General features: G+C 76.3%; 18 protein-coding genes. 10 read left to right on the top strand and 8 right to left on the bottom strand.

Going from position 1 to position 21,629, the window contains the following annotated elements; all coding sequences use genetic code 11:
- Positions 1-21: 21 nt before the first annotated feature.
- Positions 22-792, bottom strand: a complete 771-nt coding sequence (gene map, locus BM414_RS18145; RefSeq protein ID WP_093581588.1) for a type I methionyl aminopeptidase — start codon at positions 790-792, stop codon at positions 22-24.
- 50 nt (positions 793-842) lie between these two features.
- Here map and BM414_RS18140 point away from each other — a divergent pair, with 50 nt between their 5' ends.
- Positions 843-1,106 (top strand): helix-turn-helix domain-containing protein, encoded by a 264-nt coding sequence (locus BM414_RS18140; RefSeq protein WP_093581586.1) that lies wholly within the window; start codon positions 843-845, stop codon positions 1,104-1,106.
- A gap of 835 nt (positions 1,107-1,941) precedes the next feature.
- Here the strand turns inward: BM414_RS18140 and BM414_RS18130 are convergent.
- Positions 1,942-2,790 carry a coiled-coil domain-containing protein gene (locus BM414_RS18130; protein WP_093581582.1) on the bottom strand — a complete coding sequence of 283 codons (849 nt, stop codon included), beginning with the start codon at positions 2,788-2,790 and terminating at the stop codon, positions 1,942-1,944.
- A gap of 225 nt (positions 2,791-3,015) precedes the next feature.
- Here BM414_RS18130 and BM414_RS18125 point away from each other — a divergent pair, with 225 nt between their 5' ends.
- Complete coding sequence (locus tag BM414_RS18125; RefSeq protein ID WP_093581580.1) at positions 3,016-3,702, top strand: NRDE family protein; 687 nt, start codon at positions 3,016-3,018, stop codon at positions 3,700-3,702.
- A 40-nt stretch (positions 3,703-3,742) separates the two neighbouring features.
- Here BM414_RS18125 and BM414_RS18120 read toward each other — a convergent pair whose 3' ends face one another.
- Entirely contained in the window at positions 3,743-5,125 is a 1,383-nt protein-coding gene (locus tag BM414_RS18120) for a carotenoid oxygenase family protein (protein ID WP_093581578.1), read from the bottom strand.
- Positions 5,126-5,402: 277 nt separating this feature from the next.
- Here BM414_RS18120 and BM414_RS18115 point away from each other — a divergent pair, with 277 nt between their 5' ends.
- Positions 5,403-7,814 carry a lysylphosphatidylglycerol synthase transmembrane domain-containing protein gene (locus BM414_RS18115; protein WP_093581576.1) on the top strand — a complete coding sequence of 804 codons (2,412 nt, stop codon included), beginning with the start codon at positions 5,403-5,405 and terminating at the stop codon, positions 7,812-7,814.
- A gap of 231 nt (positions 7,815-8,045) precedes the next feature.
- Positions 8,046-8,483, top strand: a complete 438-nt coding sequence (locus BM414_RS18110; protein WP_093581574.1) for an STAS domain-containing protein — start codon at positions 8,046-8,048, stop codon at positions 8,481-8,483.
- A gap of 123 nt (positions 8,484-8,606) precedes the next feature.
- On the opposite strand, the gene BM414_RS18105 is transcribed toward BM414_RS18110, so the two are convergent.
- Positions 8,607-9,794, bottom strand: a complete 1,188-nt coding sequence (locus BM414_RS18105; protein ID WP_093581572.1) for a cytochrome D1 domain-containing protein — start codon at positions 9,792-9,794, stop codon at positions 8,607-8,609.
- A 174-nt stretch (positions 9,795-9,968) separates the two neighbouring features.
- Here BM414_RS18105 and BM414_RS29520 point away from each other — a divergent pair, with 174 nt between their 5' ends.
- From BM414_RS29520 to BM414_RS18090, 4 genes are all read left to right on the top strand, one after another.
- The gene (locus tag BM414_RS29520) at positions 9,969-10,139 is read left to right on the top strand and encodes a hypothetical protein (protein ID WP_175551670.1); all 171 of its coding nucleotides are present in this window, start codon (positions 9,969-9,971) and stop codon (positions 10,137-10,139) included.
- A gap of 161 nt (positions 10,140-10,300) precedes the next feature.
- Positions 10,301-11,326 carry a 3-oxoacyl-ACP synthase III gene (locus BM414_RS18100; RefSeq protein WP_093581570.1) on the top strand — a complete coding sequence of 342 codons (1,026 nt, stop codon included), beginning with the start codon at positions 10,301-10,303 and terminating at the stop codon, positions 11,324-11,326.
- On the top strand, positions 11,323-13,902 hold the full coding sequence (locus tag BM414_RS18095) for an alpha/beta fold hydrolase (RefSeq protein ID WP_093581569.1): 2,580 nt from the start codon (positions 11,323-11,325) through the stop codon (positions 13,900-13,902). Before BM414_RS18100 ends, BM414_RS18095 begins: the two co-directional genes overlap by 4 nt.
- Positions 13,899-14,897: an NAD-dependent epimerase/dehydratase family protein gene (locus tag BM414_RS18090; protein ID WP_245784819.1), complete on the top strand. Its 999-nt coding sequence runs from the start codon at positions 13,899-13,901 to the stop codon at positions 14,895-14,897. The genes BM414_RS18095 and BM414_RS18090 overlap by 4 nt, the downstream gene beginning before the upstream one ends.
- 47 nt (positions 14,898-14,944) lie before the next feature.
- On the opposite strand, the gene hppD is transcribed toward BM414_RS18090, so the two are convergent.
- Positions 14,945-16,150 (bottom strand): 4-hydroxyphenylpyruvate dioxygenase, encoded by a 1,206-nt coding sequence (gene hppD, locus BM414_RS18085; protein WP_093581567.1) that lies wholly within the window; start codon positions 16,148-16,150, stop codon positions 14,945-14,947.
- A 156-nt stretch (positions 16,151-16,306) separates the two neighbouring features.
- On the opposite strand from hppD, the gene BM414_RS18080 reads away from it, so the two are divergent.
- Positions 16,307-16,819: an Lrp/AsnC family transcriptional regulator gene (locus tag BM414_RS18080; protein ID WP_093581565.1), complete on the top strand. Its 513-nt coding sequence runs from the start codon at positions 16,307-16,309 to the stop codon at positions 16,817-16,819.
- Here the strand turns inward: BM414_RS18080 and BM414_RS18075 are convergent.
- From BM414_RS18075 to BM414_RS18065, 3 genes are all read right to left on the bottom strand, one after another.
- Positions 16,816-17,838, bottom strand: coding sequence for an LLM class F420-dependent oxidoreductase (locus BM414_RS18075; RefSeq protein ID WP_093581563.1), 1,023 nt, complete (start codon positions 17,836-17,838; stop codon positions 16,816-16,818). The genes BM414_RS18080 and BM414_RS18075 overlap by 4 nt on opposite strands.
- Positions 17,839-17,854: 16 nt before the next feature.
- A complete protein-coding gene (locus tag BM414_RS18070) occupies positions 17,855-19,396 on the bottom strand; it encodes an acyl-CoA synthetase (RefSeq protein ID WP_093581561.1) in 1,542 nt (513 codons plus the stop codon).
- A 62-nt stretch (positions 19,397-19,458) separates the two neighbouring features.
- Positions 19,459-19,887 (bottom strand): ester cyclase, encoded by a 429-nt coding sequence (locus tag BM414_RS18065; protein ID WP_093581560.1) that lies wholly within the window; start codon positions 19,885-19,887, stop codon positions 19,459-19,461.
- A gap of 108 nt (positions 19,888-19,995) precedes the next feature.
- Here BM414_RS18065 and BM414_RS18060 point away from each other — a divergent pair, with 108 nt between their 5' ends.
- On the top strand, positions 19,996-21,534 hold the full coding sequence (locus tag BM414_RS18060) for an MDR family MFS transporter (protein ID WP_245784811.1): 1,539 nt from the start codon (positions 19,996-19,998) through the stop codon (positions 21,532-21,534).
- Positions 21,535-21,629: the final 95 nt, after the last annotated feature.

Genomic DNA, 21,629 nt, shown 5'->3' with positions numbered 1-21,629 from the left:
AGGTGACCGGCGGCTGCGCGATCAGGCCGGGGCGGTGAGGATGCGCGGACCGTCGTCGGTGACGGCGACCGTGTGCTCGACGTGCGCGGCCCGGCTGCCGTCGGCGCTGCGCAGCGTCCAGCCGTCGGCGTCGACCCGGTACTCGTCGTCGCCGCCGGCCAGGAACCACGGCTCGATCGCGATGACGAGCCCGGCCCGCAGCCGCACGCCCCGCCCGGCCCGGCCCTCGTTGGGCACGTGCGGGTCGGCGTGCATCGTCCGGCCGATCCCGTGACCGCCGTGGTCGGTGTTGATCCCGCAGCCACCCGCCCGGCCGACGGCGGCGATGGCGGCGGAGACGTCGCCGATCCGGTTGCCCGGCACGGCGGCGGCGATGCCGGCCTCGAGGGCGCGCGTGGTGGTGTCGACCAGTCGCAGGTCGGCCGGCCGCGGGGTGCCGACCGGGAAGGTGATCGCGGCGTCGCCGACCCAGCCGTCGAGCGTGGCGCCGGCGTCGACGCTGAGCAGGTCGCCGTCCTCGAGCTCCTGCGGGGTGGGGATGCCGTGCAGCGCCACGTCGTTGACCGACAGGCAGACCACGCCGGGGAACGGCGGGGTGGTGGGCAGCGGCGCGTAGCCGAGGAACGGCGAGGTGGCACCGGCGTCGGCGAGGACGTCGCGGGCCACCGCGTCCAGCTGGGTCAGCCGGACGCCGGGAGCGGCGGCCGCCCGTGCGGCGGCGTGCATCCGGGCCACCACCGCACCGGCGGCGCGCATGGCGTCGATCTCACCAGGGGTGCGCAGCTCGATCACGTCGTCTCTCCGCTGGTGGGTATGACTATCCCGGTATTACTATCACGCCCATGGTGCGACCGCCGCTGAGCCCGGAGGAGCGTGAGCGGGGCCGCCGGCTGGGTGCACTGCTCCGGGAGGCGCGGGGCGCGCGGACGCCGGGCGAGGTCGCGGCCGCCTCGGGGGTGAGTCTGGAGGCGCTGCGCAAGATCGAGTCCGGCCGGGTGCCGACACCGGCGTTCTTCACCGTCGCCGCGCTGGCCCGCGCGCTGGACCTGCCCCTCGACGCGCTCGCCGCGGCACTGGCCGAGCCCCGCACCGCTCTGTCCGCCTGACCCGACAGCGGTGGCCGGCGGCCCGCCGGCGCCGACGTGGCAGGTGGGCGCCGGGGTCACCCGAGCAGGGTGGCCGGCGGCTTCCCGACCTCGACGACGTAGGTGGACAGCACCCACCCGGTCCCGGGACCAGGCCGACTCCGCACCGACGGGGATCTCGGTGAGCACCTGGACGATCTCCCGCCCGGGGATCGTCGAGGCGCTGCGCTGGACCTCGGTGCGCTCGAGCTCCCCGGCGAGGGCATCCGGGGGGACGTCGGGAGCGGGTCACGCGTTCGGACTCCACGATCGGGCCCTCCGGTCGGCGACTGGACGGGGTCCCTCCGGGTGGGGGCGCCCGGAGGGAGCTCCCACACTCCGGTGGGACGCGCGGGGGCGCATCGGTCGGACGACCGGACCTCCGGCCCGTCGCCCGGTCCCCGGGTGGCCGCGGGCGCCGGGCGGGCGCACGCTGGGGACGAGGCGGGGCCCAGTCGCGGGCGCCGGTGCCGCAGGGCACGCTCGAGGTGCGGTGCGCCCGGGTCCGACGAGCCGGTGACGTCCCCGGCAGGATCCCGGCGGAGCCGGACGGGTCGGTGGTCTTCGTGGAACGGTGTCCGGAGTGCGCGTGCGGGCAGGTCCTCCACCTGTGGCGCACCGACATGGAACGACTGGTGCTGATCGACGACTGGACGTGCCTGAGCCTCACGTGCGGACACCGGTGGCACACCACGCTCACGTCCGCGCAGCTCGAACGGAGGTCGGCCCGACGGGACCGCGCCGGGGAGCCGTAGCGACGGCGGGCACCTGGCTCCCCGCCCGATCCCCGGGACGAGGCCTCCCGGCCACCGCGGGCTCAGGAGGCGGCCTGCTGCGGCACCTCCAGCCGCAGGCCCGCCGCGGGCAGGGTGTCGGCCAGCTCCGCGAGGGCCTCGTCGAGCCGGTCGGCCATCCGCGTGAGCGACGCGCGGACGACCTCCTGCCGGCGCTCGAGCGCGGCGACCTCGCCGCGGACCCGCGCGAGGTGCTCGTCGGCCGCGGCCGTCGCCGCCTCCCGCTCCGCGCGGGCCGCCTCGTCCTGCCGTGCGATCCGTTCGGCGGCCTCGAGCGCCTCCCGCTCGCGGCGGTCCGCGGCCTCGCGGTCCAGGCGGTCGCGCGCCAGCGCCGCCTCGTCGTCCAACCGGGCGCGCACCTCCGCGGCCTCGTCGTCCAGGCGCGCGCGGTCGGCACCGACCCGCTCCAGGGCCTCGGCCGCGAGGATCCGGTCGGCCTCGGCCTCGGCCCGCAGCCGCTCGGCCTCGGCCCGGGCGGTGCTGGTGATCTCGGCGGCCTCGTCCGCGGCCAGCTGGAGGATGGAGCCGATCCGCTCCGAGAGGTGGACCATCTCCTGACCGGCCGGCGAGTGCGCGAGCTGCTGCCTGGCCAGCGCCAGCTCGGCGGAGCACCGGCCGTAGCGTTCCAGCACGTCCTCGGTCTCGCGGCGGCTGCTCTGCAGCTCCGCCTCCGCCCAGGCCACGTAGTTGTCGACCTGGAGGCGGTCGTAGCCCATCGAGCGCCGGCGGAACTCCGGCGGGCTGACGAGGAGGCCGTCCAGGTCACCCGAGAGGTTGGGACGACGTCCGGATCCGGGGAGGACCTCGTCGAGGTCCGGACCGTCGGAGTCCGCGCGGTGCGCCCCGGGAGCGACGTCGGTCGAACGGGACATGGCGATCCGCCTCCTCGCTCCGGCGGGGCCCGTGGAGCCGGGTGGGCCGGGGTGCCGGATGCACTCGGGCCAGTAGGTACGCGAGGACGATCCCGCACCCCGGGGCGCTCGGCGGTGCTCCGTGCCCGCTCCTCGCGGCCTTCCTGACGTCGCTCCGCTGCGTTGCCGCACCGGTGCCGTCGGTGAGCGCGCCCGCCGTCCGGGGCGCCGGTGGAGGATGCGGTCATGTGCACGGTGGTCGTCCGCTGGTCCGAGGGTCAGCCGGTCCGGGTCCTGGCCCTGCGCGACGAGCTGACCACCCGTCCCTTCGACGACCCGGGGCGCTGGTGGCCCGAGCACCCCGACGTCGTCGGCGGCCGTGACCGCGTCGCCGGCGGGACGTGGTGCGCCAGCCGGGTCGGGACGGGCGCGACCGCGCTGGTGCTCAACCGGCCGCAGAAGCGCGACGCCGATCCCGGTGCGTCGAGCCGGGGTGTCCTGCCGCTGCTCGGCGTCGTCCACGGCACCGACTGGCGCGCGCACGTCGAGCTCGCCGGCATGGCCTCCTTCCTGCTCGTCCTGGCGACGCCCGGGGAGCTCCTCACCTGGGACTTCGACGGCGAGTGGCTGTCGGAGACCCGGCACCCGGAGGGGACCGTCATGGTCACCTCCGGCGGGCCGGAGGACCGCAAGACCGAGCGGTACCTGCCCGCCTTCGCCGCGGCCGACGGCGCCGAGGGATGGCGCCGGCTGGTCCAGGACGCGCCGCCGGCGGACGACCCCGGCGCCCTCGTCGTGCGCCACGAGGAGGACGGCCGGGTCTTCGCGACCGTCTTCGGCGAGCTGGTCGAGGCCGAGCCCGGCCGGCTCCGGCTGACCCACAGCCGCGAGCCCTGGACCGGACGGCCCTGGGGCACGCTCGCCGTCGGCTAGGGCCGTCCCCCGGCCACGTGTGGCCGGTACTCCGGCCCCCTCACTCGTCGGCGATCCAGCTCCCGTGGAAGCCGAGCGGGATCCGCGCCGGGAGGTGGACGACGGCGACCGGCGGGGCGGCGAAGTCCTGGGCGGCGAGGACCACCAGGTCGGCGGCGCCCCGGTCCGGGTCGTGGACGAAGGCCATGACGTACCCGTCGTCCTCGGCCGCGTCGGGCGCCGACGGGACGAACACGCCCTCGCCGGCGACGGCGTCCCGCGGGAAGCGGTGCGTCTCGACCGTGCCGGCGGACAGGTCGTGCTTGAGCAGCGCTCCGGCGAACGCGTCGTCCCGGAAGCTCCCGTCCATGCGCACGGTGGCCCGGTCGAGCTCCGCGGTCACCACGCTGTAGCCGTAGCGGTGCGGCCGGGAGACCACCCGCTCGTCCACGCGCGGGAACTCCTGCGGACGGTCGTCGAGTTCCTGCCGGGTCACCCGCCCGGCGACGGGGTCGACGGTCCAGCGCTCCAGCGTGAGCGCGCCCTGCTCGGTCAGGACGGTCATGTCGTACGGGCCGTCGTACCGGCACAGGTCGACGACGACCCGGTCGCCGTCGTCGTGGGCGTTGAGCGTGTGGAAGACCCAGCACGGGTCCACGTCGAACCAGCGGGCCTCGCGGACGGCACCCGCGCGTGGCAGCAGCCCGACGCGGGCCGGGTGCGCCCGGTTCCAGGCGTAGGGCAGCCGGGAACCGGCTGCCGCCGCGTCCATGTTGAACGTGACCGGCAGGTCGAACAGCACCACGTAGCGCTCGGTCAGGGCGAAGTCGTGCATCATCGGCCCGTCGTCGACCGGGACGTCGGTGGTCCCGGTGACCGTGCCGTCGGGACCGATGACGACGTGCTGGACGTGGTCCCAGCCCCAGTAGTAGGCGACGGCGTGCAGGTCGCCGGTCAGCCGGTCGGGCTTGGTGTGGGCCGCGTAGCCGCCCGGCAGGGTTCCGCCGAAGTCGCACGGACCCACGGTCTCGAGCTCGGCGGTGAGCTCGTACGGCAGCGGCCCGGCCTCGACGGTGGCCAGCGTGCGCCCCGCGTGGGCGACGACGTGGGTGTTGGCCGCGAAGTCCATGCCGTCGTGCACCGGCCCGGCCGGCCACGGCTCCCCCAGCGCACCGGCAACCTCCCGGGAGCGGACCCAGCGGTTGCGGTACCACTCCGCCCGGCCGTTCCGCAGCCGGAGCCCGTGCACCATGCCCGCGCCGAGGAACCAGTGGCCCGGGTCGTCCAGTCCCATCGGGTTGGGCCCGTTGCGCAGGTAGCGGCCGTCCAGCCCGGGCGGCAGGCTGCCGGTGACCGGCAGGTCGAAGGCGGTGACCTCCTCCGTCACCGGGGCGTACGCGCCGTGCAGATGGGGACTGCGGTCGAGCATCGGTCGGTCGGTCACAGCGGCTGCCCTCCGGCGAGCGTCGACGCGGACGTCCTCGTCCGCGCCGTCCGCCCCCCAGCCTGGCCCTCGTGGGCCCGGGTGGACAGGGATCGAGGTCCCGGGCCCTGCGGCACGGACCGGGTGCCCACCGGGTCAGCGGTGTCCGGCGTGCCCGCAGGGGGCGGAGGCTCCCGGCCGGACGCCGGGTCACCCGGCCCTCGCGCGCCGTCCCTCCCCGGACGGGACCCCGGTACGTCACCGTGTGCGGAGCGACGACCCCCGAAGGGCGGACCGCATGGCGACGACGGACACCCCGGGCCCACCGGGCACCCGGTCCCCGCAGGCGCCGGAGGCCCCGGCGGCACGGCCCGCCACGACAGCCGCTGGAGGGGACCACTCGCGGGAGGAGGTCACGGGCTACGAGCGGTCCCCCAGCGACGTGCTGCGCGCCGGGGTGCTGACCGTCGCGGCCCTCCTCCTGCTGCTGGTCGCGCGCTGGGCGCGCGGGGAGGCCGCGGCGCTCGACGACGACCTGGTCCGGCGCGTGTCCTCGGCCGCACCCACCGTCGAGCGGGTCCTGTCCGGGGCCGCCACGCTGCTGGTGGCGGCGTCGGTGGTCGCGGCGTGGACCACCGCTGCGCTGACCCGCCGGCCCCGCCTGCTCGGGTACCTGCTCGTCGCCGGCCTCGTTGCCGCGGCGCTGGCGCGCGGGGTCGGCTGGGTCCTCGACGGGGACGGCGCCCTCGGCGTCGACGGCCTGGCCGTCGCGGCGGCCTCGTTCGCGGTGCTGGCGCCGTTCGTGTCCCGTCGATGGCGGCGTGCCGGCGTCCTGGTGATCGCGGGGACGACGCTGGTGCACCTGCTCACGCCCCTGGCGTTCCCGGCCACGCTGGCCGTGGTGCTCGTGCTCGGCGCCGCGGTCGGCTCCGGGACGCTGCTGCTGTTCGGCCGTCCCGTCACCCGGCCGACCCGCGGTGCCGTGGCCGCCGCCCTGGCCGGCAGCGGCCTCGAGCCGGTCGACGTGGAGCCGGCCGCGGTGGACGCCCGCGGCTCGGTCCCCTGGACCGCCGTCCTCCGGGACGGGGAACGGGTGTTCGCCAAGGTCATGGGCGCCGAGAACCGCGCGGCGGACCTGCTGTTCCGGATCTACCGGTTCCTCCGGCTGAGGAACGTGGGCGACGAGCGCCCGTTCTCCTCGCTGCGCCGCACGGTCGAGCACGAGGCGCTGGTGTCGCTCCTCGTCCGGGACGCCGGTGCGCGCACGCCCCGCCTGCGGACCATCGCCCCCGTCGGCCGCGACGCCCTGCTGCTGTCCTACGACCTGGTCGACGGCAGCACCCTCGACCGGCTGCCGGTCACGGCGCTGACCCCGCCGGTGCTGCACGGGATCTGGGAGCAGGTGGCCGTCCTGCGCCGCCACCGGGTCGCGCACCGGGACCTGCGCCGGGCCAACCTCCTCCTCGACCGGTCGGGCACCCCCTGGCTCATCGACTGGGGGTTCAGCGAGGTCGCCGCCGCACCGGAGCTGCTCGACGCCGACGTCGCCCAGCTCCTCGTCGCGCTGGCGCTGGAGGTCGGCGTCGACCCCGCCGTCGACAGCGCGGTCGCCGAGCTCGGGCCGGAGGCCGTGGCCGCCTCGCTCCCCCGGCTGCAGCCGAAGAGCCTGAGCGGCGCCACGCGGGAGGCCGCGAAGCACTCCGGCGACCTGCTGCCGCGGATCCGCGCCGCCGTCTCCGCGCGGTGCGGTGTCCCGGAGCCGCGACTGGCGGACCTGGACCGCATCCGGCCCCGGACGCTCCTCGTCGTGGCGATGCTGGTCCTCGTCACCTACGTCCTGGTCCCCCAGCTCGGGGACGTGGCCGGCATGGCCGCGCGGGTGCGGGACGCCGACTGGGCCTGGGCGCCGCTGGTCCTGGCGGCGTCCGCGCTGACCTACGTGGGGGCCGCGGTCAGCCTCGCGGGAGCCGTGCCCGCACGGCTGCGGCCGGTGCCCACCCTGGTCGTCCAGCTCGCCTCCGCGTTCGCCGGGAAGCTGGCACCCTCCGCACTCGGCGGGCTGGCGTTGAACGTCCGGTACCTGCAGCGCAGCGGCGTCGACCTCGCGGTGGCCACGTCCGGCGTCGGTCTCAGCTACGCGGCGGGGACCGTCGTCCACGTACTCCTGCTGGTGGGGTTCGGGATCTCGGCCGGCCGGGCCCTGCCCGGTGCCCTCGGGCCGGTCGAGTCGCCCGCCGTGCTGTGGGGTGCCCTGGCGGTGCTCGCGGTCGCCGTCGCCGCGTCCGCCGTCCCGGCCCTCCGGCGGCTCGTCGTGCGGCGGCTGCTGCCGCCGCTGCGCCGGTCCGTCCACGGCGTCACCGCCGCCCTGCGCAGCCCCGGCAAGCTCGCGCTGCTGCTGGGCGGCTCGGCGGCGACCACCCTCGGCTACCTCTTCTGCCTGTTCCTGTCCACGCGCGCCTTCGGCGGCGACCTGGGCCTCGCCGTCGTCGGCGCCGTCTACCTCGTCGGCGCCACCGTCGCCGCGGTCGCGCCTACGCCCGGCGGGCTGGGCGCCCTCGAGGCCGCCCTGATCGCGGGCCTGGTCGGCGCCGGGATGGACCACACGGTCGCCGTCCCGGGTGTCTTCCTCTTCCGGATCGCGACCTTCTGGCTGCCGGCCCTGCCGGGCTGGGTCGCCCTCACCTGGCTCCGCAGGTCGGACTACGTGTAGGCGCCGGGGCGGAGTGACCGCCCCGGTCGACCTCGGAGGAGTAGGCGAGTGGGCACACGTCCCCGGCGGTGCCGGGGCGGCGGCGACCGGCGCACGGGCGTCGTGCGCTGACGTGCACGTCCGCGCGACCGGGCCCTGCCCCGGACCCGGCAGCCGATCGCTCCACCGCTGAGGGGGACGGCGTGGCCATGACCGGACGATCGCGGCACGGACTGCACGTGGTGAGGGACGATGCCCCGCCGGCCGGAGAGCCGGGTCCCCCGGCCCCGCGAGCCCCTCCTCAGCCTGCAGCAGCGGTCGGTGGTCCTGGCCGTCGGCGGCCGGCCGGACGCCGACACCGCCGGGCGCCTGCGGATGTCCCTGTCGATGTCCAGCATCGACGGCGGCCCCCGGGAACCGGTGCTGGACCTGTCCGGCGTCGTCGCCGTCGACGAGGACGGCATGGCACCGGTCCTCGAGGCCGCGGAGGCGACGCGCCTGCGGGCGGGCACCCTGCGGTTGGTGTCGGTGTCGGCCGCGGTCACCCGCCACCTCGACGACGACCGCGACCACGACGACGACCGCGACCACGACCACGAGGCCCTGCTGACCGGTCCGGACCCGGACGCCGCCGGCGGGCCAGGGGCGCCGGTCCCGGACGGCGGCCGTCCGCGCCGCGGCCGGGAGTGACGCGGCCGGGAGTGACGGGGCCGGGAGTGACGGGGCCGGGAGTGACGGGGCCGGGAGTGACGGGGCCGGGAGTGACGGGGCCGGGAGTGACGGGGCCGCCGACGCCGTCCGCTCGCCCGCGGACTACGAGGTGCCGGCGTCGAGGACCCGGACGGTGCCGTCGCCGAAGTTGGTGACCAGCAGGCGGCTGCCGTCCGGGCTGACCGAGACGCTCGTCGGGCTGTCGCCCGTGGCGATGCGCGCGGTGACCGTGCCCGACTGCACGTCGACCACGCCGACGGTGCCGTCGTCGACGTTCGCGGTGTAGAGGTGGCGGCCGTCGGGGGCCCAGGTGACGTCCTGCGGCCCGGCGCCCACGTCCGGGACGGTGCCGACCACGGTGTTCGTCGCCGGGTCGATGAGCGAGACGTCGTCGCTGACGTAGTTGACGACCGCCATGCGCGTCCCGTCGGGCGAGGTCTCGATGCTGTGCGGGCCCTCGCCCACGGGGACGGTTGTCACGACCCGGTGCTCCGCGAGGTCCAGGACCGTCACCACGTCGGAGAAGTGGTTCGTGAGGTGGGCGAACCGCCGGTCGGCCGTGAAGGCGACCCAGTGCGGCGACGGCGCGACGTCGATCCGGTGCACCAGGGCCCACGAGTCGGTGTCGAGGACGTCGAGGTGGTCCTCGTCGTAGTAGGGCACGTAGAGCAGCCGCCCGTCGGGACCGGTCGCCATCGCGTACGGCCCCCGGCCCACCGGCACGGCGCTGACCGGCCGGTCGATGGCGGCGTCCACCACGACGACGTAGTTGGTCGCGAACTCCTCGTCGTAGACCGAGACGTAGGCGCGCTGCCCGTCCGGGGCGAAGGTCACCATCTGGGGCGGCGCCTCCGGGATCGGGATCGTGGCGGTGACCGTGCCCGAGGCGGTGTCGAACCGGAGCACCGCACCAAGGGCGGAGTCGGCGACGTACGCGAAGCGGCCGCCGGGCGCGATCGCCATGTGGTGCGGCGCCGCGCCGACGGGGATCGCCGCCCCGAGACCCGGGGTCGCGCCACTCACCGCCGGAGCCGGCGGGCCCGACGACGGAGCCGGGTCCGACGTCGAGGGGACGGCCTGCCCGTGCCCGGCGTGCGCGGCGCCGCCCGAGCCGGACGACGCGGCAGCCGCGTCCGCCCGGCCGTCGGGGGGCGGGGCACCCCCCAGCCACAGGAAGCCGCTGACCACGGCCCCGGCGAGGAGCACCACCGCGAGGCCGATCGCGATCCGCAGGCGGCGGGTCCGCCTGCGGCGGTGCCGGCCGTGTGCGGACGTCTGGTGCAGGTCCATGGCATCCCGTCCTCGTCGACGGTCCGGACTGCATCGTCGAGCGGCCGGCGGACCGCGGCAAGGGGTCAGGGCGCTCGGCGAGGGTCGTCCGCGCGCTCCGCGACGGTCGTCCGCGCGCGCCGCGTCACGGGGGTGGGCTTCCCGCGCGGGGCGGCGCGCTGGTTGACTCGGCGGATGGTCGCACCCCTGCCGGAGCCCGATCCGCAGATCGACCCCACCGAGCCGGTGCCGGACGATCCGTCCGAGCTGCTCCCCGACGCGCCGGAGCCGCTCCCGCCCCCGCCGATCGAGGCGACCCCGGACGACCCCGGCGGCGACCCCGGCGGCGTGCCCGAGCCGGCCTGAGGCACCTCCCGGCAGCCCCGCGGCCCCCTCACGTGCGGGAACTCACCCACCGCACCGGGTGCAGCGCGCAGACCGGCGGAATGGCGCGAAAGCCGGTCGGGTAGTGCCTACCTGATGACGGCGGCGCAGCAGGACGCCGCCCCGAGGACAGGACCCAGCACATGGGCGGTAACGCCACACACAGGTTCGGCAACACCGCCGTCCTGGCACTGCAGACCGCCGACGCGAGCCGGGTCGTCACCTCCGACGCGCTCGACGACGCGCTCGCCGACACCTACCGCCGTGTCGGGCTGCGGCCCGGCCTGCTCGAGCGCCTGGCCGGCATCCGCGAGCGCCGGTGGTGGGGCGAGGGTGCCACCTTCGTCGAGGGCGCGGCCGAGGCCGGCGCCAAGGCGATCAGCGAGAGCGGCGTCGACCCCGCCGCCATCGGTCTCATGGTCAACACATCGGTGAGCCGCAAGTACCTCGAGCCCTCCACCGCGGTGGCTGTGCACCACGCGCTCGGCCTGCCGCGCTCCTGCCAGAACTTCGACGTGACCAACGCCTGCCTCGGGTTCGTCAACGGCATGGAGCTGGCCGCCGCGATGATCGACTCCGGCATGGTCGAGTACGCGCTCGTCGTCAACGGCGAGGACTCCCAGCCGGTGCAGGAGCGCACCCTCGAGCGGCTCAACGAGCCGGGCACCACGTCCAAGGACGTGATCGCGCAGTTCGCCACCCTGACGCTGGGGTCCGGCGCCGTCGCGATGGTCCTCGGCCGGGCCGACCGGCACCCCGAGGGCCACCGCCTCGTCGCGTCGGTGAGCCGGGCGGGGACCGAGCACCACGAGCTGTGCGTCGGCGACAACGACCTCATGCGGACCGACCTCAAGGGGCTCCTCGACGCCGGCCTGGCGCTGTCGGAGGACATGTGGGCCGACGCCGCGACCGAGGTGGACTGGGCCCGCGGGATGGACCGCTACATCGTCCACCAGGTCTCCAAGGTGCACACCAAGGCGATGTGCGACCGGTTCGGCATCGACCCCGCCCTCGTGCCGACGACGTTCCCGGTGCGCGGCAACCTCGGTCCGGCGTCGGTCCCCTACACGCTGGCCGGCCAGCAGGACTCCCTCTCCGGCGGCGACCGCGTGCTCCTCATGGGCATCGGCTCGGGCCTCAACGTCTCCTGCCTCGAGCTCGCCTGGTGACGGCGGACCCCACGACCGCGGACCACGCAGCGGGCTCCCCGCCGGCACTGCCCGGCCTGGACCCCGCCTGGTCCCGCACGGTCGCCGTCGCCGACGCCGCCGGGACCAAGCACACCTGGCACGTCCTCGACAACGGCGTGACCGACCCGGTGGGCACGCTGCTGTGCGTCCACGGCAACCCCACCTGGTCCTACCTGTGGCGCCGGCTGCTCGCCGCCGCCCCGCCCGGGTGGCGGGTGGTCGCCCCCGACCAGCTCGGGATGGGGTGGTCCGACCGGCTGGCCGCGCCCCGGCCGCTGCGGCAGCGGGTCGCCGACCTCGGTGACCTGACCGCGGCCCTCGGCGTCACCGGCCCGGTGGTGACCGTCGGGCACGACTGGGGCGGCGTCATCTCCCTCGGGTGGGCGCTGGAGCACCGCGCCGACCTGCGCGGGGTCGTCCTGTGCAACACCGCCGTCGCCATGCCCGAGGGCGACTGGGGACCGGTGCTCATCCGCGCCGCCGACGCCCCCGGCGTCCGCGCGGCCGTCACCGTCGGCACGCCCGTGTTCGTCCGCGCGACGACGGCGCTGTCCCGGCCGGCCCTGCCCGCCGAGGTCCGCCGTGCCTTCGCCGCCCCCTACCGCTCGCGCGCGCGGCGCCGGTCGGTGGGTGACTTCGTCGCCGACATCCCGTTCTCGCCCGGTCACCCCTCCCGCGCGGCGCAGGAGGCGATCGCCGGGGGCATCCGCGACCTCGACGTCCCCGCGCTGCTGCTGTGGGGTCCCCGCGACCCCGTCTTCGGCGAGCGGTATCTGACCGACCTGCGCGGACGCCTCCCGCAGGCCCGGCTGCACCGCTACGAGGGCGCCTCCCACCTGCTGCCCGAGGACGCACCGCAGTACGCCGGCGCGGTGGCCCAGTGGGTCACCGACCTCGGGACCGACCGCGCGGTCCCCGACCGGCCGGCGGGCCCCGCCGACGGCGCCGCGCGCCGCCTGTGGTCGGCCCTGGAGGAGCGGGCCGGCGACGACGCCGCCGCCGTCGTCGAGGTGGGCGGCGCGACCGTGACCTGGTCCGCCCTCGCCGCGCGGGTGCGGCACCTCGCGGCCGGGCTCGCCACGGCCGGGATCCGTCCCGGGCAGCGCGTCGCCCTGCTCGTGGAGCCGTCGGCCGACCTCACCGCGGCGGTGTACGCCGTGTGGCGCGCCGGCGGGGTCGTCGTCGTGGCCGACAAGGGCCTCGGCTTCGCCGGCATGCGCCGTGCGCTGCGCAGCGCCGCGGTCGACGCCGTGATCGGCAGCGGGAAGGGGCTGGCCGCCGCGCGCCTGATGGGCCTGCCCGGCATCCGCGTCGCCGCGGGCCCGCGCGCGCTCGGCGCCGCGCACACCCTCGACGACCTCGAGTTCCTCGGCCGCTCGGCTCCCGTGCCCCCAGAGGTCCCGGTCGACGACGACTGCGCCGTGCTGTTCACCTCCGGCGCCACCGGGCCGGCCAAGGGCGTCGTCTACACGCACCGCCAGGCCGCCGCGCAGATCGACCTGGTGCGCTCGGCGTACGACCTCACGCCCGGCGACCGGCTGGTGGCGGCGTTCGCGCCCTTCGCCATCCTCGGGCCCGCCCTCGGCATCGGGTCGGCGGTCCCCGACGTCGACGTCACCGCACCCGGGTCGCTCACCGCGGCCGCCCTGGCCGACGCCGCGGCCGCGGTGGAGGCGACGGTCGTGTTCGCCTCCCCTGCCGCGCTGCGGCGGGTGGCGGCCACCGCGCAGGAGCTGTCGGCCGCCCAGCGGCAGGCACTGGAACGGGTCCGGCTGCTCATGTCCGCCGGCGCGCCCGTCCCGGCGTCGCTGCTGCGCTCGCTGCGGACGGTGCTCCCGGCCGCCGACGCGCACACGCCCTACGGCATGACCGAGGTGCTCCCCGTCGCCGACGTCTCCCTCGCCGGCATCGAGGCCGCCGGCGACGGTGAGGGCGTCTGCGTGGGCGCCCCGCTGCCGGGCGTCTCCGTGCGGGTCAGCCCCCTCTCCCCCGACGGGCGCGCGGACGGACCGCTCACCGAGCTCCCCGGCACCCTCGGCGAGGTCTGCGTGCGGGCCGCGCACGTCAAGGACCGCTACGACGCGCTGTGGGCGCTGGAGCGCGCGACGTCCCGGGACGCCGGCTGGCACCGCACCGGCGACGTCGGGCACCTCGACGCCGAGGGCCGGCTGTGGATCGAGGGGCGCCTGCAGCACGTGGTCACCACGGCCACGGGTCCGGTGACCCCCGTCGGGATCGAGCAGCGGGTCGAGCGCCTCGAGGGCGTGTCGGCCGCGGCGGCCGTCGGCGTCGGGCCAGCCGGGGCGCAGGTCGTCGCGGTCGTCGTCGTGCCCTCCGGGAGCCGGCGACGCGGCCGGGGACGGTCGCGCCCGCGGCTGGCCGGCGCGGACCTCGCCGACGCCGTCCGCTCGGTCGCGGGTGTCGACGTCGCCGCGGTGCTGACCGTCCCGGCGCTGCCGGTGGACATCCGGCACCAGTCGAAGGTCGACCGCGGCGAGGTGGCCCGGCGCGTGGCCCGCGTGCTGGCCGGCGCCCGGGCTCCCCGCCGGTCGTGAGGGTCGGTCACCTGAGGGTGCTGGTCACCGGAGCGAGCGGCATGCTCGGCCGGGCGACGGCCACCGCGCTGCTCGGGCGCGGCGACGAGGTGACGGTGCTGCAGCGCCGCCCCTCGGGCCTGCCGTGCCGGGAGGTGCTGGGCGACGTCGCCGACCGCGCCGCCGTGGACCGCGCCGTCCGGGGCCAGGACGCCGTCCTGCACCTGGCCGCGAAGGTCGACGTGACCGGCCCGTGGGCGGAGTACCGCACCGCGAACGTCGAGGGCACGCGGACCGTCGTCGAGGCGTGCCTGGCCGCGGGCGTCGGCCGGCTGGTGTACGTCTCCTCGCCGTCGGTGGCGCACGCCGGGACGGCGCTGACCGGGGTCGGCGCGGGACCGGCCGATCCCGGGGGCGCGCGGGGCCGTTACTCGCGCTCCAAGGCGATCGCCGAGGGCGACGCGCTGGCCGCGGACGGCCCCTCGCTGGCCGTGCTGGCGGTCCGGCCGCACCTGGTGTGGGGGCCGGGCGACACGCAGCTCGTGGCGCGCGTGATCGAGCGGGCGCGGAGCGGGCGGCTGCCGGTGATCGGCTCGGGCGCGGCGCTCATCGACACCACCTACGTCGACAACGCCGCCGCGGCCCTGGTCGCCGCCGTGGACGCCTGCGGGCCGGTGCACGGCGAGGCGCTGGTCGTCTCCAACGGCGAGCCCCGCCCGGTCGCGGAGGTCATCGCGCGGCTGTGCCGGGCCGCCGGGGTCCCCGCCCCGCGCCGCCGGGTGCCCTTCCGGGCGGCCTGGACCGCCGGCGCCGCCGTCGAGGGCGTCTGGGCGGTCACCGGCCGGCGGGAGGTCCCGCCGATCACCCGCTTCCTCGCCGAGCAGCTGGCCACCGCGCACTGGTTCGACCAGCGGCGCACCCGCGAGGCCCTCGGCTGGCGCCCGCACGTGAGCCTCGAGGAGGGGTTCGCCCGCCTGGCCGGCTCCTACGCCGCCACCGCACCCGCCGGCGGCTAGAGCGCCCCGCCTCCCGGTCGTGCAGCGGGAACGGCCGTCTCCGCCGCTCAGAAGTTGCCGCGCTTCTCCTGCTCGCGCTCGATGGCCTCGAACAGCGCCTTGAAGTTGCCCTTGCCGAAGCCGAGCGAGCCGTGCCGCTCGATCAGCTCGAAGAAGACCGTCGGCCGGTCGCCGGTGGGCTTGGTGAAGATCTGCAGCAGGTAGCCGTCCTCGTCGCGGTCGACCAGGATCCCGCGCGCCTGCAGCTCCTCGATCGGCACCCGCACCTCGCCGATGCGGGCGCGCAGCTCCGGGTCGGAGTAGTAGGAGTCCGGGGTGGCGAGGAACTCGACGCCCTCGGCGCGCATCGCGTCGACGGTGCCCACGACGTCGTTGGTCGCGAGCGCCACGTGCTGGGCGCCGGGCCCGCCGTAGAACTCCAGGTACTCGTCGATCTGGGACTTCTTCCTGCCCACGGCCGGCTCGTTGAGCGGGAACTTGACCCGGTGGTTGCCGTTGGCCACGACCTTGCTCATCAGCGCGGAGTAGTCGGTGGCGATGTCGTCGCCGATGAACTCCGCCATGTTCGTGAAGCCCATGACCCGGTTGTAGAAGTCGACCCAGGTGTCCATGGCGCCGAGCTCGACGTTGCCGACGACGTGGTCGACGGCTTGGAACAGCCGCTCCGGCGCGCCGGGTCGGCGCTGCAGCGTGGAGCTGCGGGCGACGTAGCCGGGCAGGTACGGGCCGGTGTAGGCCGACCGGTCGACCAGCGTGTGCACGGTGTCGCCGTAGGCGGCGACGGTCGCCAGCCGCACGGTGCCGTGCTCGTCGGAGACGTCGTGCGGCTCGGTCACCACCGTGGCGCCCTGCGCGCGGGCGTGGGCGATGCAGCGGTCGACGTCGGGGACGGTGAGCGCGATGTCGGCGATCCCGTCGCCGTGCGCCCGGTGGTGGTCGGCCAGCCGGCTCGCCGGGTCGTAGGCGCCGGTGACGACGAACCGCGCGGCCCCCGAGCGCAGCACGAACGCGTGCGAGTCGCGGTTGCCCGTCTCGGGGCCGGAGTAGGCGGCCAGCTCCATCCCGAACGCCGACTGGAAGAAGTGCGCCGCCTGCACGGCGTTGCCGACGATCCACACCAGCGCGTCCCAGCCCGAGACGGGGAACGGGTCGGCGGACTCGTCGTACTCCACCAGGCCGACCAGCTGGCGCAGCTGGTCGAGGTCGAGCTGCGCGAGGCGCTCCTCGTCGGTCAGGGTCTGCTCGATCGACACGGCGGCGCTCCTGTCTCCTCCGGCGGGGCCTCCAGCACACTCCCGGCGCCCGTGCCTGTGCAACCATCGCCTCCGGGACTGACCGGACTGCACGGTTCGCACAGCGGACCGGCGGTCCGGCTGGGCAACCGGTACAGCCGGGACGAGGAGGACGACGTGGCCGACCTCGACGCGCTCGACCTGGCGGTGCTGGCGGCGCTGCGCGAGCACCCGCGGGCCGGTGCGCTGGAGCTTTCCCGGCTGCTCGGCGTCGCCCGCGCGACCGTGACCGCCCGGATCGCCCGCCTCGAGCGGTCCGGCATCGTCACCGGCTACGGGCCCGACGTCGACGTCACCGCGGCCGGCTTCGGCGTGCAGGCGTTCGTCACCCTCGAGATCGCCCAGGGCGCGATCGACGCCGTCCGCGCCGACCTCGAGGCCATCCCCGGCGTCCTGGAGGCGCACGCGACCACCGGCAGCGGCGACGTCCTCTGCCGGGTGGCGGCCGCGTCGCACGAGGCGCTGCAGCAGGTGCTCGTCGACCTCAACCGGTCGCCGGCGGTGGTGCGCTCGACCAGCGTCGTCGCGCTGTCGCAGCTGGTCGCGTGGCGGACGCTGCCGCTGCTGCGGTCGGAGGCGGCCGCCGGCGCCGGCCGCAGCGGGATGCGCCCGGCCCGGCCCGGGGCTTAGCCGAGCACCTCGGCGATCGTCCGCAGCGTCGCCGGGTCGCCGCCGACGACCATCGTGGTCAGCAGCGAGTCCCGCCAGACGTGCGCCTCCTCGGCGACCTTGGCGCGCGGGCCGACGAGCGCGACCTCCTCGACCAGCCGCAGCGGGACGGCCGCGGCCGCCTCGTCCTTGCGACCGGCGAGGTAGGCCTCCTGGATGCGGGCGCACTCGTCGGCGTAGCCCATCCGCACGAAGACGTCCTGGTGGAAGTTGACGCCCCTCGCCCCCATCCCCCCGATGTAGAGGGCCAGCATCGGGCGCAGCCGGTCGGCGGCGGCCTCGACGTCGTCGTCGACCACCACCTGCACCATGCCGACGACCTCGAAGTCCCCGGCGGTGCGCCGCGCGCCGGGGCGGGCGAAGCCCTCGGCCAGCGCCTCGCGGTAGTGCCCGTCCTGCCGCGGTGCGTAGAACAGCGGCTGCCAGCCGTCGGCGATCTCGGCGGCCAGCGCGACGTTCTTCGGCCCCTCGGCGGCGAGCAGCACCGGCAGGTCGGCGCGCAGCGGGTGCACCGTCGGGCGCAGCGGCTTGCCCAGGCCCGTCCCGCCCGGGTGGGGGAACGCGTAGTGCTCGCCGGCGAACTCCACCCGCTCGCGCGCGAACACCTGCCGCAGCACCTGCACGTACTCCCGCGTGCGGGCCAGCGGCCGCGGATAGGGCTGGCCGTACCAGCCCTCGACGACCTGCGGCCCCGAGGCACCGATGCCGAGCACCATGCGGCCGCCGGAGAGGTGGTCGAGGGTGAGCGCGGCCATCGCCGTCGCCGTCGGGGTGCGCGCGGACAGCTGCACGACCGAGGTGCCCAGCCGCACGCGCGTGGTGCGGGCGCCGAGCCAGGCCAGCGGCGTCAGGGCGTCGGAGCCGTAGGCCTCGGCGGTCCAGATCGAGTCGAAGCCGAGGTCCTCGGCCGCGGCCACCCGCTCGGCGGCCTGCGGGTCGGGCCCCGCGCCCCAGTAGCCGAGGGACAGTCCCAGTCGCATCGCGTTCCTCGTCCCCTCAGCCGGTCACCGCGGCGTACCGCGCCCGCAGCCTGTGCTTCTGCAGCTTGCCGGTCGGCGTGCGCGGCAGCTCGTCGACGAAGTCCACGCTGCGCGGCGCCTTGTAGTGGGCGATGCGGGCGCGGACGAACGCGATCAGCTCCCGCTCGAGCGCGGGACCGCCCTCGACGCCGTCGGGGAGCTGCACCACCGCCTTCACCACCTCGCCCATGTCGGGGTCGGGCACGCCGATGACGGCGACGTCGTGGACCGCCGGGTGCAGGGTCAGGACGTCCTCGACCTCCTGCGGGTAGACGTTCGTCCCGCCGGAGATGACCATGAACGCCTTGCGGTCGGTGAGGAACAGGTAGCCCTCGTCGTCGACGCGGCCGACGTCGCCCACCGTGGACCAGGTCGGGTGCCGCGGGTGCTGCGCCTCGGCGGTCCGGTCCGGGTCGCCGTGGTAGGCGAAGGGCATCTCGTCGCGCTCGAACCAGATCGTCCCGACCTCGCCGGGGGGCAGCTCCTCGCCGTCGTCGTCGCAGACGTGCAGGACGCCGAGGCCGGCCCGCCCGACCGACCCGGGCCGCCGCAGCCACTCCTCGGGCCCGATGAGCGTGACGCCGTTGGACTCGGTCGAGCCGTAGTACTCGTGGAGCACCGGCCCCCACCACTCCATCATCCGGCGCTTGACCTCGACCGGGCACGGCGCTGCGGCGTGCACCGCCACCCGCAGCGAGGAGACGTCGTACGCGTTCCGCACCTCGGGCGGCAGCTTGAGCATGCGGACGAACATCGTCGGCACGAACTGGGCGTGCGTGACCCGGTACCGCTCGAGGTGCGCCAGCGCGGCCTCGGCGTCGAAGCGGGAGGCCAGGACCAGGGTGCCGCCGAAGCGGTGCACCATGGCGCCGAAGCGCAGCGGCGCCGCGTGGTACACCGGCGCCGGCGAGTAGTAGACGGTGTCGGGACCGAAGCCGTAGAGCGGGCCGAAGACGCCGGCCACCGTGTCGCCGGGCTCGTCGACCTGGCGCTGGGGCAGCTCGGGCTGCACGCCCTTGGGCCGGCCGGTGGTGCCCGAGCTGTAGAGCATGTCCGCGCCGCACGGCTGGTCGCCCAGCGGCTCGGCCGACGCCGCCGCCAGCGCGTCGGCGTACGGCTCGAAGCCGGGGACGTCGCCGCCGACCACCAGCCGCAGCTCGAGGGCCGGGACCCGGGCGGCCACCGCGGCGGCCAGGTCGGCGACCGCCGCGGAGGCGACGAGGACGCGGGCGCCGCAGTCCCCGACGACGTAGGCCGCCTCGTCCGCGGTCAGGTGGGCGTTGACGCCGGTGACGTAGAGCCCCGAGCGCAGCGCCGCCCAGTAGACCTCGAAGACCTCGGGCCGGTTGTCGGAGACGAACGCGACGTGGTCACCGGGGCGCAGGCCGGCCTCCCGCAGGACCCGGGCGAGGCGGGTCGACCGCTCGTCGAGCCGGGCGTAGGTGACGACGTCCCCCGTCTCGGCGACCACGATCGCCGCCTTCTCCGGTGTCGTCCGCGCGTGGGTCCCCGGGTACACGGCCGCCTCCTCCCGGGGCGCCGGCTGTGCCCCGGGTCACACTATGGCGTCGGAGCAGGACGTCAGGAGGCCGGTACCAGTGCGACGGCGCCGACCGCGGCCAGGGCGCCCAGCTCGTCGGCGACCATCCAGACGTCGCTGATCCGCCCGCCGGTGACCGTCAGGACGTCGACGACGCGCAGCTCGACGTGCCGGCCCGTGGGTGCCAGCGGCCCGGCCGAGGTGGCCAGCGGGCCGACCTGCCGGCCGCCCATCCGGAACGCCACCGCGACCCGGTCGCCGTCCTCCACGACGGAGACGACCTGCCGCTGAGCGTCCGTGAAGGCCTGCTGCAGCGCCCGGGCGCGGGCGACGAGGTCGGCGGCGCCCAGTGCCGAGCCGTTGACCGTGACCGGGTCGGTGTAGACGGCGCGGAACGCCTCCTCCGCCGCCGGTCCCCCGGGCAGCGGCTCGGTCCACAGGCGCAGCAACCGGTCGACGTCGAAGGCCATCGCGCCATGCTCGTTCCCGGCTCCCTCCGCCCGCCAGGGCCGGAGGACACGCCGTGGTGCCGCGGCGGCGGGAATGCGCCTCCCGGCGGCGTGCGTTCGTCGTCCGGCGTGACCTCCCCTCCCCCCGCGTCGGTCGGGCTGCGCTCGGAGCGCGGGCCCGTGCTCGGCGCGGTGATGCTGAGCACCGCGCTCATCGCGCTCGACAGCACGATCATCGCCACGGCCGTCCCGGCGGTCGTCGACGACCTCGGCGGCTTCAGCCAGTTCCCGTGGCTGTTCAGCGTGTACCTGCTCACGCAGGCGGTGACCGTCCCCGTCTACGGGAAGCTGTCCGACGTCTACGGGCGCAAGCCGGTGCTGCTGTTCGGCATCGCGGTGTTCGTCGCCGCGTCGCTGTTCTGCGGCCTGGCCTGGTCGATGCCGGCACTGATCGTGGGGCGGGCGCTGCAGGGCATCGGCGCCGGGGCGGTGCAGCCGATCGGCATGACCGTCATCGGCGACATCTACACCGTCGAGGAGCGGGCGCGGGTCCAGGGCTACCTGGCCTCGGTGTGGGCTGCGTCGTCGGTGCTCGGCCCGACGCTCGGCGGCGTCTTCAGCGACTACCTGTCCTGGCGCTGGATCTTCCTGGTCAACCTGCCTCTGGGCGCGGTCGCGCTGGTGGTGCTGTACCGCCGGTTCACCGAGCGGGTGGAGCGCCGGCAGCACCGCCTCGACGTCGCGGGCGCCGTCCTGCTCTCGGCCGGCTGCGCGCTGCTGATCCTCGGCCTGCTGGAGGGGGGCAACGCCTGGGCGTGGGCGTCGGGCACCTCGATCGCCGTCCTGGGGACGGCGGTGGTGCTGCTCGTGGCGTTCGGCTTCGTGGAACGCCGCGCGCCCGAGCCGGTGCTGCCGACGTGGGTGTTCCGCCGCCGCATCCTCGTCACCGGCAACCTCGCCGCCCTGGGCCTCGGCGCCCTGCTGATCGGGCTGAGCTCCTACCTCCCCACCTGGGCGCAGGGCGTGCTCGGCGCCAGCGCGCTCGAGGCCGGCTTCGCCCTGGCGGCGCTGACCCTGGGGTGGCCGATCGCGGCGAGCCTGTCCGGCCGGGTGTACCTGCGCATCGGGTTCCGCAACACCGCGCTCATCGGCGTCGTCCTCGCCGTGGCCGGCACCGCGGCGACGGCACTGCTGGGACAGGACGCCCACCTCTGGCAGGTCGGCGCGACCATGTTCGTCACCGGGCTGGGTCTGGGGCTGTCGTCCTCGCCGCTCATCGTCGCGGTGCAGTCGGTGGTCGGCTGGGACCGGCGGGGCGTCGTCACCGGCACCAACATGTTCTCCCGCTCGATCGGCTCGGCGATCGGCGCGGCGGTGTTCGGGGCCATCGCCAACACCACGCTGGCCGCCCGCTTCGCCTCACCGCCGCCGGGCCTGGAGGGAGAGCTCCCCCGCGACGTCGACGGCACCACCGCAGCGCTGGCGCAGGGCGGCGCGGTCGCCGAGTACGCGCGGGAGAGCCTGCACGCCGCCTCGCACGGGGTCTTCCTCGCCACCGCGGTCACCGCCGTCGTCATCGCCGTGGCCGTGGCGGCCATGCCCCGGCGCACCGAGCCGCTGCGCTTCGACGACGACCCGGCGCAGGACGCGGCCGCGGCGGCTCCGTAGTCCCCTCCCCGGGTCGGAGGTCCCGGTTCCGGTCACGGCGGGTGCACCTGCGGTGACGTGGGCGACGCGCACGCCCGGCCGGGAGACGCCGGCGC

Source organism: Geodermatophilus amargosae (genome assembly GCF_900116515.1).
Taxonomy (GTDB): domain Bacteria; phylum Actinomycetota; class Actinomycetes; order Mycobacteriales; family Geodermatophilaceae; genus Geodermatophilus; species Geodermatophilus amargosae.
The sequence above is the reverse complement of the archived record's forward strand: the minus strand, read 5'-3'. Positions and strand labels throughout refer to the sequence as shown.

Coding starts and splice junctions, on each gene's coding strand:
- BM414_RS18130 (WP_093581582.1), bottom strand. CDS start 2,790: ATGTCCCGTTCGACCGACGTCGCTCCCGGGGCGCACCGCGCGGACTCC.
- BM414_RS29520 (WP_175551670.1), top strand. CDS start 9,969: ATGGTCGCACCCCTGCCGGAGCCCGATCCGCAGATCGACCCCACCGAG.
- BM414_RS18110 (WP_093581574.1), top strand. CDS start 8,046: ATGCCCCGCCGGCCGGAGAGCCGGGTCCCCCGGCCCCGCGAGCCCCTC.
- BM414_RS18105 (WP_093581572.1), bottom strand. CDS start 9,794: ATGGACCTGCACCAGACGTCCGCACACGGCCGGCACCGCCGCAGGCGG.
- BM414_RS18100 (WP_093581570.1), top strand. CDS start 10,301: ATGGGCGGTAACGCCACACACAGGTTCGGCAACACCGCCGTCCTGGCA.
- BM414_RS18115 (WP_093581576.1), top strand. CDS start 5,403: ATGGCGACGACGGACACCCCGGGCCCACCGGGCACCCGGTCCCCGCAG.
- BM414_RS18140 (WP_093581586.1), top strand. CDS start 843: ATGGTGCGACCGCCGCTGAGCCCGGAGGAGCGTGAGCGGGGCCGCCGG.
- BM414_RS18125 (WP_093581580.1), top strand. CDS start 3,016: ATGTGCACGGTGGTCGTCCGCTGGTCCGAGGGTCAGCCGGTCCGGGTC.
- BM414_RS18075 (WP_093581563.1), bottom strand. CDS start 17,838: ATGCGACTGGGACTGTCCCTCGGCTACTGGGGCGCGGGGCCCGACCCG.
- BM414_RS18065 (WP_093581560.1), bottom strand. CDS start 19,887: ATGGCCTTCGACGTCGACCGGTTGCTGCGCCTGTGGACCGAGCCGCTG.